Below are 12,181 nucleotides of genomic sequence, written 5' to 3'. Positions count from 1 at the left end.
TTGGACAAAACTACCAAGCGCCCGGCCGGCTCGGAGCACGCCGCATTAAGCTCGCTGCGCCGAGCACCGATCCATCGGCACGAATCCCCCACGCAACGGAGCAGCCATGACCTTCGAGCCCCTCGCCAGCGACTTCTACGGCTACGAGAACCTCCTGACCGACCAGGAGAAGGAGGCGCTCGCCCGCCTCCGCAGCTACCTCGAGACCGAAGTGAAGCCGGTCGTCAACGAGCACTGGGAGAACGCCACCCTGCCCGAGGGCATCATGAAGGGCCTGGCCGGCACAGACGCCTTCCGCTTCGCCTGGGAGGAGACGAGCCCGTTCGAGAACTCGGCCGTCTTCCGCGGCTTCGTCGCCCTCGAGCTCGCCCGCGTCGACGCCTCGGTCGCGACGCTCGTCGGCGTGCAGAACGGTCTGGCCATGGGGTCGATCAGCGTGACCGGCTCCCCCGAGCAGCGCGCCGAGTGGCTGCCGAAGATGGCCTCGGGCGAGGTCATCGGCGCCTTCGGCCTCACCGAGCCGCAGTCCGGTTCCGACTCCGCCCAGGGCCTCCGCACGATCGCGACGCGCGACGGCGACGACTGGGTGCTGAACGGCTCCAAGCGCTGGATCGGCAACGCCACCTTCAGCGACATCACCGTCATCTGGGCGAAGGATGCGGCCGACGGCCAGGTCAAGGGCTTCATCGTGCCGACCAGCACCCCCGGCTACACCGCCACCAAGATCCTTGGCAAGCAGAGCCTCCGCATCGTGCAGAACGCCGACATCACGCTCGAGGACGTGCGCATCCCGGACAGCCTGCGCCTGCAGAACGCCAACTCCTTCCGCGACACCGCGAAGGTGCTGCGCCTCACCCGCGCCGAGGTGGCCTGGGCCGCGGTCGGAAACTCGGTCGGCGCCTACGAGGCCGCGCTCCGCTACACGAAGGAGCGCGTGCAGTTCGGAAAGCCGATCGCCAGCCACCAGCTCATCCAGGACCTGCTGGTCAAGAGCATCGGCAACATCACCGCGAGCCTCGGCATGGTGGTGCGGGTGTCGCAGATGCTCGACGACGGCGTGCAGCGCGACGAGCACTCCGCCCTCGCCAAGGCCTACACGACGGCCCGGATGCGCGAGACCGTCGCCTGGTGCCGCGAGGCGCTCGGCGGCAACGGCATCGTGCTCGACTACGACGTGGCCCGCCACTTCGCCGACGCCGAGGCGCTGTACTCCTACGAGGGCACCCGCGAGATGAACACCCTGATCGTCGGTCGCGCCCTCACCGGCTTCGCCGCGTTCGTCTGACCCGGGTCCTCCCGCCCGACCTTCCTGTCCCGTCCCGCGTCCTGACGCGGGACGGGTGAGTAGGCTTCTCCCCATGCGATACCCGACCGACGCCGCGAACCGGTGGCTGTCCGTCTTCACGGTCTTCTGCCTGTTCTCGGGCGGGTTCTGGCCCGCGCTCCTCGGGCGGTGGGGCGCGCTGGTGCTGCTGGCCGCCCTGACGGCCGGCGTCGCCGTGGTGATGACCCGGCGCCGACTCTGGGCGCGCCTGCCGCTCCGCCGCTTCCCGCGCACCCTGCTGCTGCTCGCGCTCGTCCTCGTGCTGTCGATCAGCTGGTCGCCCTGGCCGGGGTCCACGGCTCTCTCGCTGCTGCTGCTCGCGGTGCTCACGCTGCTCGGGCTGTATCTCACCACGGCGCTCAGCTGGCCCGGCATCCTGACCGCGCTCGGGATCGCCCTCACCCGCATCCTGGCCCTCTCGCTGATCCTGGAGTTCGTGGCGGCGGTCTTCGTGCGGCAGCCGATCTTCACCTACGGCGCCGTGTGGAACGAGGCCGCTCTGTTCCGGGGTGGGCCGATCCAGGGCATCGTGGGCGACGCGGGCGTCCTCGCGTTCCTCGCGGTGCTGACGGCGATCGTCGTCGGCGTGCAGCTCGCCCAAGGCCTCACCCGCACCCGGCCGGCCGTCGCCTGGCTGATCGTCGCCGCCCTGGTGCTGGCCCTCACCCGCTCGCTCCCGGCCCTGATCGCCCTCGCGGCCGCGGCGCTCCTGGCCGGCGCGCTCCTGCTCGGCCGCCGGCTGGGCACCGGCCGCCGGCTCTGGGTCCTGGCCGGCATCGCCGCCCTCACCCTCGCCGTGGTCATCACCCTCATGGCGACCCGCAGCATGCCGCTCAGCTCGCTCTGGCCGGCACTCGCCACGGAGTCCGGACCGGTCGCCGTGGTGCTCCTTGTCCTGTTTCTGGTCGGCACCGGCTACCGCACCTGGTGGCTCGCCGTCGACCCGCCGTTGGACCGCACGGGAGCCCGGCTCCCCCTGGTCGCGACGACCCTTGCACCGGCCCTCCTGCTCGGCGCCCTCGTCGCCGAGAGCGCCGTCGGCGACCAGCTGCTCGGCCCGATCGGCTGGGTGCTCCTCATCGTCGTCGGCGTGAAGACCAAGCTCGAGCTGACTGACGTCGACCTGCCGCTCACCACGCCGGTCGCCCGCGAGCACGCCGTCGCGCCGTGACGATCGACGTCCTGATGCCGTTCTACGGCCGGTTCGACCATTTTCGCGACGCCGTGACCAGCGTGCTGGCCCAGACCGACCCCGACTGGCGCCTGGTGATCGTCGACGACCGGTACCCCGATCCGGCTCCGGGCGAGTGGGCCTCGGCGATCGACGACCCGCGGGTCGAGTACCGCCGCAACGCCGAGAACCTCGGGGTGGGCGGGAACTTCCGTGAGTGCGTGCGGCTGATCGAGAACGACCGCGCCCTGCTGATGGGCTCGGACGACCGGATGCACCCGGGCTACGTCGCCCGCGTGCGCGCCCTCGTCGCCGCCGAGCCGACCGCCCGGATCGTGCAGCCGGGCGTCGAGGTGATCGACGCCGACGGGGCCGTGCACCACCCGCTGGCCGACCGCGTGAAGGGGCTGCTCCGTCTCGGCGGGCACGGCATCCGCACCGCCTCGGGCGAGCGCCTGGCGACGAGCCTGCTGCGGGGCAACTGGGCGTACTTCCCCTCGGTGCTGTGGCGGGCCGAGGATCTGCGGCGGTTCGGCTTCCGGCCCGGCTTCGAGGTCGTGCAGGACCTCGCCCTGATGATGGACATCGTCTTCGACGGCGGTTCGATGCTTCTCGACGACGAGGTGGTCTTCTCCTACCGCCGGCACGCCACGAGCGTCTCGGCCGTGACCGGCCCCGACGGCGCGAAGTTCGCCGAGGAGCGCAGGCTGTTCGACGAGGTCGCTCTGCGGGCGGATGCCCGGGGCTGGCCCCGCGCATCCCGAGCGGCCCGCCGGCACCTCACCTCGCGGCTCAACGCGCTCACCGAGCTGCCGGCGGCGCTCCGGGCCGGCGACCCGGCCGGGCGCCGCGCGCTGCTGGAGCACGCCTTCCGCTGAGCCGGCGCACGCTTTCCGCTGAGCCAGCGCGGCCGCCGGGGCGCTAGACCTGCCGAGCCCGCCGAGCCTTCCGCGCCCGGCGTACCGCCTCGGCGATCATCCGCACGAACATCACGCGGGCCCGGAGGATCGTGCCGAGACCTCGGACGCCGAGGGGTGTCTGGTTCGCGTCGTGCAGCCGGCGCTCCACCACGACCCGGTCGAGGTGATGGATGCTGCGCCGCACGTTGCCGGTGATCGCGATCCAGATGTCGTGCGACTCCACGACGAAGCCGGGCACGGGCAGGATCCCGCCGTCGATCACCTCGCGCCGGAACCCCATCGCGCAGCCGAAGTACGGCCGGTAGCCGATCAGGATGGCGAAGAGGTTGGCGAGGTGTCGCCCGGATCCGGCCGCGCGGAGCGGCGGGTACCAGAGCCGGGCGCCGTTCCGACCGAGGATGGAGTGGTTGCCGGCGACCACGAGCGCCGAGCGGAGCCCCTCGATCATGGCCTCGTGACGGCCGGGCGCCCAGACGTCGTCCTGATCCGAGAGGAAGACGTAGCGGCCGCGGGATCGCCGGATCGCGGCCTCGAAGGCCCGCACGTACCCGACGTTCTGGTCGGTCCGGGTGAGGAACACCCGCGACTCGCCCAGGCGGGCGATCGTCTCGATGATCGTCGCGACGGTGTCGTCCGGCGACCGGTCGTCGACGATCACCAGTTCGTCGTCCGGCCCCAGCTGCGCCACGATCGACTCGATCTGCTCGGCCACGTAGGCCGAGCCGCGGTAGGTGGCCATGCAGACGCTGGCCCGGATCTCGCCGCTCATGCCGCACCGCCCGCATCCGCATTCCCCGTGGCGGCATCGCTGACGGCGCGGTCACGGCGGAGGGCGGTGAGGTGGATGGCGAGCCCGGCGACGGGCCCGATCAGCAGGGCCAGCACGGCGCGCAGGTCGAGGTCGATCGGCAGCAGCAGGATCACGACGGCGAGCACGGTCGACGCGATCCAGCCGGCCGAGTAGGCCCGGTGCCGGTCGACCGCGAGACAGACCGCACCGGTCAGGGTGACGATCGCGAGCATCCCGGCGGCGAGCACGAGGCCGGCGATGATCCAGGGCCCCACCACGTATGTCGGGCCGTAGACCAGGGTGAGGAGGAACGGGCCGAGCAGCGCACCCAGCACGGCGCCCACGACGGCGATCAACACGATCAGCCGGGCGACCGGCACGAGCGCGCGCAGGCCGGCCTGCCGGTTGGCGACGAAGTGGGCGATCGCGACGCCCTGGTAGGCGTTCAGCGGGATGAGCAGGGGCGCACGCGTGAAGGTCACGGCGACCAGCAGCGGGGCGGCCGCCGCGTACGCCTCCGTGCTCGAGGTGAGGCTCAGGATGACAGGGAAGCCGACGACCAGCACCGCGCTCGCGCCCGAGGCGAGGCAGGCGTGCCCGATTCGCGACAGGAAGACCGTGAGGCCGACGTCGGCCCGGGCACCGGCGGCCTGCCGCAGCACCGGCGAGAAGGCGAGGCCGATCAGCCAGGTCACCGAGGCGACGCTCGCGGCGACCGCGAAGCCCGCGACGGAGGCGGCGACGAGGGCCGCGGCCACGATCAGGCCGATCCGGAGCAGCGAGTCGCCGATCACGAGCCGGGCATAGGTCGACCACTGCAGGCGGCCGCCGAGGATGCCGACGATGGTCGCGTGCCCGGAGAACAGTGCGATCGAACAGCTCAGCGGCAGGGCGAGGAAGGCGAACCGGTCGCCGAGCAGGATCGGCGCCCAGATCAGGCTCGAGGCCCAGAGCAGCACCCCGACGCCCAGCCCGACACCGAGACCGACCACGAGCATCCGGGGCTCGCGGCGCGACTCGGCGGGACTGGGGAGACGGTCGCTCGCGTGCACCGAGCGGGTGCTCTCCGCCGAGAGTCCGCCGAGAATCCCGAACCACGCGAAGAGGAACGACCAGAACGCCATGAACGTGCTCGTGTCCGGGATGTCCAGCATCTTCGGCACGATTATCACGACGGCGAAGCCCGCGAGAGCGGAGACCAGGGACGCCGCGCCGACGCCCACGAAGGACCGCCGACCGATGGTGGGCGAAGCCGCTTCGGTCATAAAGTGCAAGCATAGTAGGCGCCCCCGTGGATGGTCCGGGGGCAGGAAAGGCTCCCGTGAACCCGAACGAGAACCCCGACGACGACCGCAGCGCGCTGCCCGAGCGACCCCTCACGGAGCGGGTCGCCGCGATCGTCACCACCTTCCACCCCGGCAGGGCCCTCGTCCCGCTCGTGCGCTCCCTGGTCGAGCAGGCCGGCTTCGTCGTCGTGGTCGACGACGGCAGCGGGCCGAGCGCGGATGCCGTGCTCGACGCCGCCCACGAGGCCGGCGCCGAGATCATCCGGCACGAACGCAACCGCGGCATCGCCGCTGCGCTCGACACCGGGCTCGCGGTCGCCTGGGTCGGACCGGACGACGCCCCCGACTTCTTCGTGACCTTCGACCAGGACTCCTCGATCGACGAGCGCTTCATCGAGACCTTGGTCGGCACGGCGATCGCCGCCGACGCCGCCGGCATCCCCGTCGGCCTGGTCGCACCGGCGCACGTGGAGGGTCTGCCCTCGGTCGCGACCGGCTCCGTCCGCGGCTTCCCGGTGACCCGCACCCCGATCCAGTCGGGCCTGCTGATCCCCGTCGCGACCGTGCGTGACATCGGCGACTTCACCGAGGAGCTCGTGATCGACGGCGTCGACACCGACTACGGCCTGCGGGTCGCCCGCGCCGGCCGCCAGACCGTGCTCTCGAACGAAGCCACGCTCGGCCATCGTCTCGGCACCCCGTTCACCCCGAAGATCGCCGGACGTCCGGTCTCGATCGCGGGCGAGCCGCTGCGGCTCGTCGTGGGCGCGCCCTTCCGCTACTACTACCTCCTGCGCAACCGCATCCTGCTGAACCGGATGCACGGCCCGCGCAACCGCCGCTGGATGCTGCGGGCGACGCTCGCCGACCTCCGGCACTGCGTGATCGTGCTCGCGTTCGCGCCGCGCAGGCTCGCCCGCCTCACCGCCATGGCGGTCGGGGTGCGGGACGGCTGGCGCGGACGCGGCGGCCGCATCCCGGAACGCCTCGAGCGCCGCCTGGGCTGATCGGGCCCGCACCGCTCAGCCGGCCGGCTCCAGCACGTCGCAGGGAACGTCGGCGAACCACCCCGGCGGCTGGATCGGGATCTCGAGCTGCTCGGGCGGATCGGCGACCTCGCACTGCCCCTCGACCTCGTCGAGCGTGATGGGCCAGCTCGGGCCGCCCTCCCGCTGGGTCGTGGTCACGGTCGTCACCTGGAACGCGGTGAGCGCGATGCCCGCCGCGAGCAGCACGACCGGCAAGATCCGGGCGGCAGGCCGCCGCGCGCGCTGCCGGAGGACCGCCAGGAAGACCAGCACGAGGCCCGCGACGAACATGCCTGGAGCCACGCCGTAGCGGAGCACCCCGTAGGTGGACCACTCCTGCTCGCCGAAGTCCGCGTAGAAGAACTCCGGGTTCGGGTTCAGGGTGAAACCGGCCGTCCAGACGACGACGGCGCTCCAGGCCAGGATCGCAGCCGTCATCTTCTGCCGGCGCTCTCCGCGCCAGAGCACAGAGACGAGCACGACGAGCGCCGCGAGGGCGATCGGCACGGCGACCAGGGTGCCGAAGCGCAGGATCACGCTGGCGGTGTGCCGCGGGCCCGCCCACGGAGCCATGAGCGCGTTGACCACGAACCCTAGGAAGGTCGACCAGGCGTCCGGCCAGGCACCGTCCCGCCCGGTCCGCGGGCTGAGCACGGTCGTGAGCAGCTGGGCGGCGATACCGAGCGCGAGACCCGCTCGCACCGGGATGGTGAACCGGTCACGCCAGCGGTAGAACACGAAAGGCAGCACGGCGGCGGCCTGGATCTCGGTGAGCCCGACCACGAGGCCGACGACGCCCAGGAGCACGGCGCCGACGCGGGTCCGGGGCCGCACCAGGATCAGCCAGGGCGCGAGCCAGAGCAGGATGGCGTGCACGTTCGCCGCGTTGCCGAGCACCTCGAAGGTCACGGTCGGCAGCCCCACCGCCACGAAGGCCAGGGCGATCCGCGCGGGCAGCCACTCGATGACGTCGCGGGAGCACACGTAGACCAGAGCACCGACCCCGCCGGCGACGAGGCAGGTCAGCGCCGTCATCCCGATCGCGTAGCGCTCGATCGGCAGCACGGTCACGGCGAGATCGGCGAGCATCCGGGGGACGAGGTGCAGGTACCCGTCGTAGGGGGTGAACCAGTTCGCGAAGGGGGCGCCGGCCAGCCTCTCCTGCAGGAAGATCGCGCCGTCCTCGGCCCAGATCACGTTGCCGTCGCGCCACGGGATGCGGAGGAAGCCCAGCACCCCGGCGACCAGACCCAGGGCGAGCGCCACGAGCCCCTCGTGCCGTCGGAGAAACCCGCCCACACGCTCCTGCGTGCTCGACACTGTCCGATCCGGCGTCACCTGGCCCCCTCTGCAGAAACGATAGAGCACCTTCCCCGGCGGGAGCGGCAGCCGGGCCGCGGGAGGGCCCGTGGCTATGATGGGGGGCATGTCGGCCGCCCTCGAACGCACGCTCATCGTGATGCCCGCGTTCAACGAGGAGGAGGCGGTCGGCGCCGTCGTGCGCGAGGTCTACGCGACCCTTCCCGGGGTGCACTGCCTGGTCGTCGACGACGGCTCGCACGACGACACGGCCCGCCGCGCCGAGGCCGCCGGTGCCACCGTGCTCCGTCTCCCCATCAACCTCGGGGTCGGCGGCGCCATGCGCGCCGGCTTCAAGTACGCCCTCGCCCAGGGCTTCGACAACGTCGTGCAGGTCGATTCCGACGGGCAGCACGACCCGGCCGGCGTGACCGAGCTCGTCGCGGGCCTCGAGCACCACGACCTCGTGCTCGGAGCCCGTTTCGCGGGCGTCGGCGAGTACACCGTGCGCGGGCCCCGGCGCTGGGCGATGCGCACCCTCTCGGGCATCCTGAGCCGGCTCACCGGCACGAAGCTGACCGACACGACCTCGGGGTTCCGCGCGAGCGGCCCGCGGGCGGTCGCGCTGTTCGCCCAGCACTACCCCTCGGAGTATCTCGGCGACACGGTCGAGTCGCTCGTGATCGCCTCGCGCTCGAAGCTGACCGTCGCCCAGGTGCCGGTCGCGATGCGGCCGCGGGCCGGCGGGGTGCCCTCGCACAACCCGTACAAGGCGGCCGTCTACCTGGGGCGTGCCGGCATGGCCCTGTTCGTCGCCCTCATCCGCCCGCCCGTCCTCGTTCCGAAGCCGGTCGCCGCGGGATGAGCCTCGCCGTCTACATCCTCGGCATCGTCGCCGCCCTCTTCACGCTCGGCGTGGTGATCGAGTCGCTGCGCCGCCGGCACCTGCGCGAGCGCCACGCGATCTGGTGGCTCGCGGCCGGCCTCGTCGCGCTGGTGATCGGCATCTTCCCGAACCTGCTCGGGATCGTCGCGGGCTGGCTGGGCGTGACCGTCCCGATCAACCTCGTCTTCTTCCTCAGCATCGCGGTGCTCTTCCTCGTCTCCATCCAGCACTCGGGCGAGCTCACCGAGCTCGAGAGCGAGACGCGCACGCTGGCCGAGGCCGTCGCACTGCAGGAGCTCCGGATCAAGGAGCTCGAACGCTCACTCGCCGAGGCGCTCGGCCCCAAAAGGAACCCATGACCCTCGCACCACCCGGATCCCCGGCCCGCACGGCGGCCCCCGCCCGCCCGAGGTCGGTGCTGATCCTGTTCGTCCTCCCCTGGCTGCTGCTGTCGCTGCTCGGCGCGCTCTGGGCGCTGGCCACGCCGATCGGCGGGTCGCCCGACGAGCCGGCGCACGTCGTGAAGGCCGGATCCGTGGTGCGCGGCGAGTTCGTGCCCTCGTCGATGATCGCGCAGGGCGGGGTGCTGCACGTGCCCGCCGCCCTCGCCTTCGAGTACCAGCAGAGCTGCTTCGCCTTCCTGGGCGACACGGCCGCGACCTGCGCCCCCGAGTTCGCCGGCGACCCCGGGGCGATCGTCGAGACCTACTCCTCGGCGAGCCTCTACGACCCGGTCTACTACCTGCTCGTGGGCTGGCCCTCGCTCCTCTCGCCGGACGAGGCGGGCATCTACGGGATGCGCATCGTGAGCGCGCTGCTCTGCTCCTTCTTCGTCGCGGCCTGCTTCTGGATGATCGGATCCTGGCCCCGCCGCCGGCTGCCCGCCCTCGGCGTGCTGATCGGCCTCACCCCGATCGCGGTGTACCTGCTCGGCACCGTCAACCCGAACGCCCTCGAGTTCACCGGCGGCCTGGCGATCATCACCGGGATGCTCGGGATCGTGCTGCACCCGGACGAACGGCTGCTGCGCTCCCGGCTCGCCCTCGTGGTGGTGGCCTCGGCCCTGGTCGCGAACACGCGCGGCATCTCGCCGCTCTGGGTCGCCCTGCTGCTCGTGGTGCCGCTCGTGCTGCTGAAGGGCCGGGCGCTCCTGGCGCTCCTCCGCCGCCCGGCCGTCATCGTGTCGATCGCGCTGATCGCCGCGTCGGCCCTGTTCAGCGCCTGGTGGACCCTCTCGACCAACACCCTCGGCACCGCGCCGACCACCGGGCCCGAGGTCACGCCCACGGCCCCGGGCGTCGGGCTCACCCCGGTGCAGGGCTTCTTCGGCCTGATCGGGATGTTCTACCCCCAGCTGCGCCAGATGGTCGGCATCCTCGGCTGGCTCGACACCCCGCTGAGCCCGCCGGTCTACTACATCTCGTACCTGCTGTTCGCCCTCCTGGTCGTCGGCACCGCGCTCTGGGTGCGCGGTCGCGCCCTGGTCTTCGTGGTGATCATGGCGCTGCTGTTCTTCTTCCTTCCCCCGCTCATCCAGGCCGCCTACGTCACCCGCGGCGGCTACATCTGGCAGGGCCGGTACACGCTGGTGCTGCTGATGGCGCTGCTCGTGTCGATGGCGGCGTGCATCGCCGCGTCGGACCGGTTCCGGCGCCGGGAGGAGGCCGCCGGCTCGCACCGAGGACTCGCCCGGCTGCTGCGCATCCTGCCCTGGGCCGTCGGCGCGCTCTGGACGATCGGGATCGTCTGGTCGTTCGCCACGACGCTCCGCCGGTTCTCGGTCGGCTACAGCGTCGACTGGGCCGAGATGGTCGAGCCGGGGGCCTGGACCCCGCCGGTCGGCGTCGTGCCCCTCGTCGTCCTCTTCGCACTCACGGCGGCCGCCTTCGCGGTCTCCGTCGTCCTCGCCGGGCGCGATCGCGCACCGGCTCTCACCGATGAAAGGTCATGACCATGGTTGACGCACAGACCACCGAGGCGTACGACGCCCTCGTCCTCCAGCTGAGCGACGAGGACGGCGTCGCCGTCACACCCGACGGCCTGCTCGTGCACGGCAAGCTCTTCGCCTTCCTCGACGGCGACGCCCTCGTCGTCGAGCTGCCCGAGGCCCGCGCCACCGACCTGCGTGAGCGCGGCCAGGCCTTCGGCTTCACCGGCGGCGGCCACGAGCTCCGCGACTGGGTGACCATCCGCGACCTCGAGCTCTGGCCCGAGCTCGCCCGTGAGGCGCACGAGTTCGTGGGCGAGCCGGCCGTTGGCGGTCAGTCCTAGTTAGTCCCGCACCGCAGCCCTAATAGCCGCTCCGCAGCAGACGACGAAGGCCCAGGACGTCACCGTCCTGGGCCTTCGCTGTTCGAGCCGTGCGGGCTAGGCCTGCTGGGCCGCGATCCACTCCTGGAGACCCGCGACGCCGCGGTCGACGTCCCACTCAGGGGTCCAGTCGAAGGTGGCCAGGGTGTCCTCGATCGAGCACTCGGCGTGGCGCACGTCGCCGTCGCGGTACTTGCCGGTGATGTGCGGCTCCGGAGCGCCGTGGAAGCGGGCGATCGACTCGGCGAGCTGCAGGATGGTCGTGCCGACCCCTGAACCCACGTCGCGGACGAGCACGCCCGGCTCGGCGGGCTTGCCGAGCGCCGCGACGAAGGCGTCGGCGACGTCATCGATGTAGACGAAGTCGCGGGTGATCTTGCCGTCCTCGTAGATCGGGATGCTCTGCCCCTTCATCGCGAGCTGCGAGAAGAGTGAGACGATGCCGGTGTACGGGTTCGACAGCGACTGGCCGGGGCCGTAGACGTTCTGCAGGCGGAGGGCCGTGAGCGACGTGTCGCGGGCGTTGACCCACGCGGCGAGCACGTGCTCCTGGGCGAGCTTCGTGGCGCCGTAGACGCTCGTCGGCGCCGGGACGGTGCGGGAGGCGATCGAGGGCAGCGGGGTCGCGTCCGGGAAGTCCCACTGGCCGGCCTCGAACTGCGCGTGCGAGCGCTGGCCGGGGTAGTAGACCTCGCCGTCGCTCTTCTGCCAGGCGCCCTCGCCGTAGACGGCGCGGCTGGAGGAGAGGAGGAAGCGCTCGGGCACGATGCCGTGCCGGCCGAGCGCATCCGTCATCTGGGTCGTGCCGACCACGTTGACGTGCGAGTGCCGGGTCGCCTCGTCCAGAGACTGGGCGGTGCCGGTCTCGGCGGCGAGGTGGATGACGATGGTGGGCTGGATGTCGGCGAGCACCGCATCCCAGACGGCGGGGTCGGTCACGTCGCCGACGACCAGCTCGGCGGCCTCGTGCAGGTCGGCGGGGCGCTCCTGCACGGGGTGCACCTGCGGGTGCAGCGAGTCGATCACGACCCACTTCGCGACCTGGCCGGCCAGACGCTGGGAGAGGGCGCATCCGATGAAGCCGGCCCCTCCGGTGACGACGACGCGGTGCGAGGAGAGATCAGGCATGTGATGCGCTTCTTTCGTGTTCGTGATCGGGGCCGGATC

At 71.9% G+C, this 12,181-nt stretch carries 12 protein-coding genes; 8 read left to right on the top strand and 4 right to left on the bottom strand.

The window, feature by feature from the left end; translation table 11 throughout:
* Nucleotides 1–106 precede the first annotated feature (106 nt).
* The 3 genes from HSO01S_RS12315 (at nt 107) to HSO01S_RS12305 (ending at nt 3,373) form a co-directional block, all read left to right on the top strand.
* Nucleotides 107–1,285: an acyl-CoA dehydrogenase family protein gene (locus HSO01S_RS12315; protein ID WP_066041807.1), complete on the top strand. Its 1,179-nt coding sequence runs from the start codon at nt 107–109 to the stop codon at nt 1,283–1,285.
* Between the two features lie 73 nt (nt 1,286–1,358).
* Nucleotides 1,359–2,495: a hypothetical protein gene (locus HSO01S_RS12310; protein WP_066041805.1), complete on the top strand. Its 1,137-nt coding sequence runs from the start codon at nt 1,359–1,361 to the stop codon at nt 2,493–2,495.
* A complete protein-coding gene (locus HSO01S_RS12305) occupies nt 2,492–3,373 on the top strand; it encodes a glycosyltransferase family 2 protein (RefSeq protein ID WP_066041803.1) in 882 nt (293 codons plus the stop codon). Before HSO01S_RS12310 ends, HSO01S_RS12305 begins: the two co-directional genes overlap by 4 nt.
* Nucleotides 3,374–3,416: 43 nt before the next feature.
* On the opposite strand, the gene HSO01S_RS12300 is transcribed toward HSO01S_RS12305, so the two are convergent.
* Together HSO01S_RS12300 and HSO01S_RS12295 are read right to left on the bottom strand one after the other, a co-directional pair.
* A complete protein-coding gene (locus HSO01S_RS12300) occupies nt 3,417–4,184 on the bottom strand; it encodes a glycosyltransferase (protein WP_066041800.1) in 768 nt (255 codons plus the stop codon).
* Nucleotides 4,181–5,470, bottom strand: coding sequence for a polysaccharide biosynthesis protein (locus HSO01S_RS12295; RefSeq protein WP_066041798.1), 1,290 nt, complete (start codon nt 5,468–5,470; stop codon nt 4,181–4,183). The genes HSO01S_RS12300 and HSO01S_RS12295 overlap by 4 nt, the downstream gene beginning before the upstream one ends.
* A 56-nt stretch (nt 5,471–5,526) precedes the next feature.
* On the opposite strand from HSO01S_RS12295, the gene HSO01S_RS12290 reads away from it, so the two are divergent.
* On the top strand, nt 5,527–6,498 hold the full coding sequence (locus HSO01S_RS12290) for a glycosyltransferase (RefSeq protein ID WP_066041796.1): 972 nt from the start codon (nt 5,527–5,529) through the stop codon (nt 6,496–6,498).
* 15 nt (nt 6,499–6,513) lie between these two features.
* Here HSO01S_RS12290 and HSO01S_RS12285 read toward each other — a convergent pair whose 3' ends face one another.
* On the bottom strand, nt 6,514–7,839 hold the full coding sequence (locus tag HSO01S_RS12285; RefSeq protein WP_157079045.1) for a hypothetical protein: 1,326 nt from the start codon (nt 7,837–7,839) through the stop codon (nt 6,514–6,516).
* A 106-nt stretch (nt 7,840–7,945) separates the two neighbouring features.
* Here HSO01S_RS12285 and HSO01S_RS12280 point away from each other — a divergent pair, with 106 nt between their 5' ends.
* The 4 genes from HSO01S_RS12280 to HSO01S_RS12265 are packed head-to-tail and all read left to right on the top strand — an operon-like array spanning nt 7,946 to nt 10,975.
* Entirely contained in the window at nt 7,946–8,683 is a 738-nt protein-coding gene (locus tag HSO01S_RS12280) for a glycosyltransferase family 2 protein (RefSeq protein WP_066041793.1), read from the top strand.
* Nucleotides 8,680–9,063 (top strand): DUF2304 domain-containing protein, encoded by a 384-nt coding sequence (locus HSO01S_RS12275; protein WP_066041791.1) that lies wholly within the window; start codon nt 8,680–8,682, stop codon nt 9,061–9,063. The genes HSO01S_RS12280 and HSO01S_RS12275 overlap by 4 nt, the downstream gene beginning before the upstream one ends.
* Nucleotides 9,060–10,655, top strand: a complete 1,596-nt coding sequence (locus HSO01S_RS12270; protein ID WP_066041789.1) for a DUF2142 domain-containing protein — start codon at nt 9,060–9,062, stop codon at nt 10,653–10,655. Before HSO01S_RS12275 ends, HSO01S_RS12270 begins: the two co-directional genes overlap by 4 nt.
* A 2-nt stretch (nt 10,656–10,657) precedes the next feature.
* Nucleotides 10,658–10,975, top strand: coding sequence for a hypothetical protein (locus tag HSO01S_RS12265; RefSeq protein ID WP_245635995.1), 318 nt, complete (start codon nt 10,658–10,660; stop codon nt 10,973–10,975).
* A gap of 96 nt (nt 10,976–11,071) precedes the next feature.
* Here HSO01S_RS12265 and HSO01S_RS12260 read toward each other — a convergent pair whose 3' ends face one another.
* Complete coding sequence (locus tag HSO01S_RS12260; protein ID WP_066041785.1) at nt 11,072–12,142, bottom strand: NAD-dependent epimerase/dehydratase family protein; 1,071 nt, start codon at nt 12,140–12,142, stop codon at nt 11,072–11,074.
* Between the last annotated feature and the right edge of the window lie 39 nt (nt 12,143–12,181).

The sequence above is a fragment of the Herbiconiux solani NBRC 106740 genome (assembly GCF_001571005.1).
GTDB classification, from domain to species: domain Bacteria; phylum Actinomycetota; class Actinomycetes; order Actinomycetales; family Microbacteriaceae; genus Herbiconiux; species Herbiconiux solani.
Note: the sequence above shows the minus strand (reverse complement) of the source record. Positions and strands in the feature narration are given on the sequence as shown.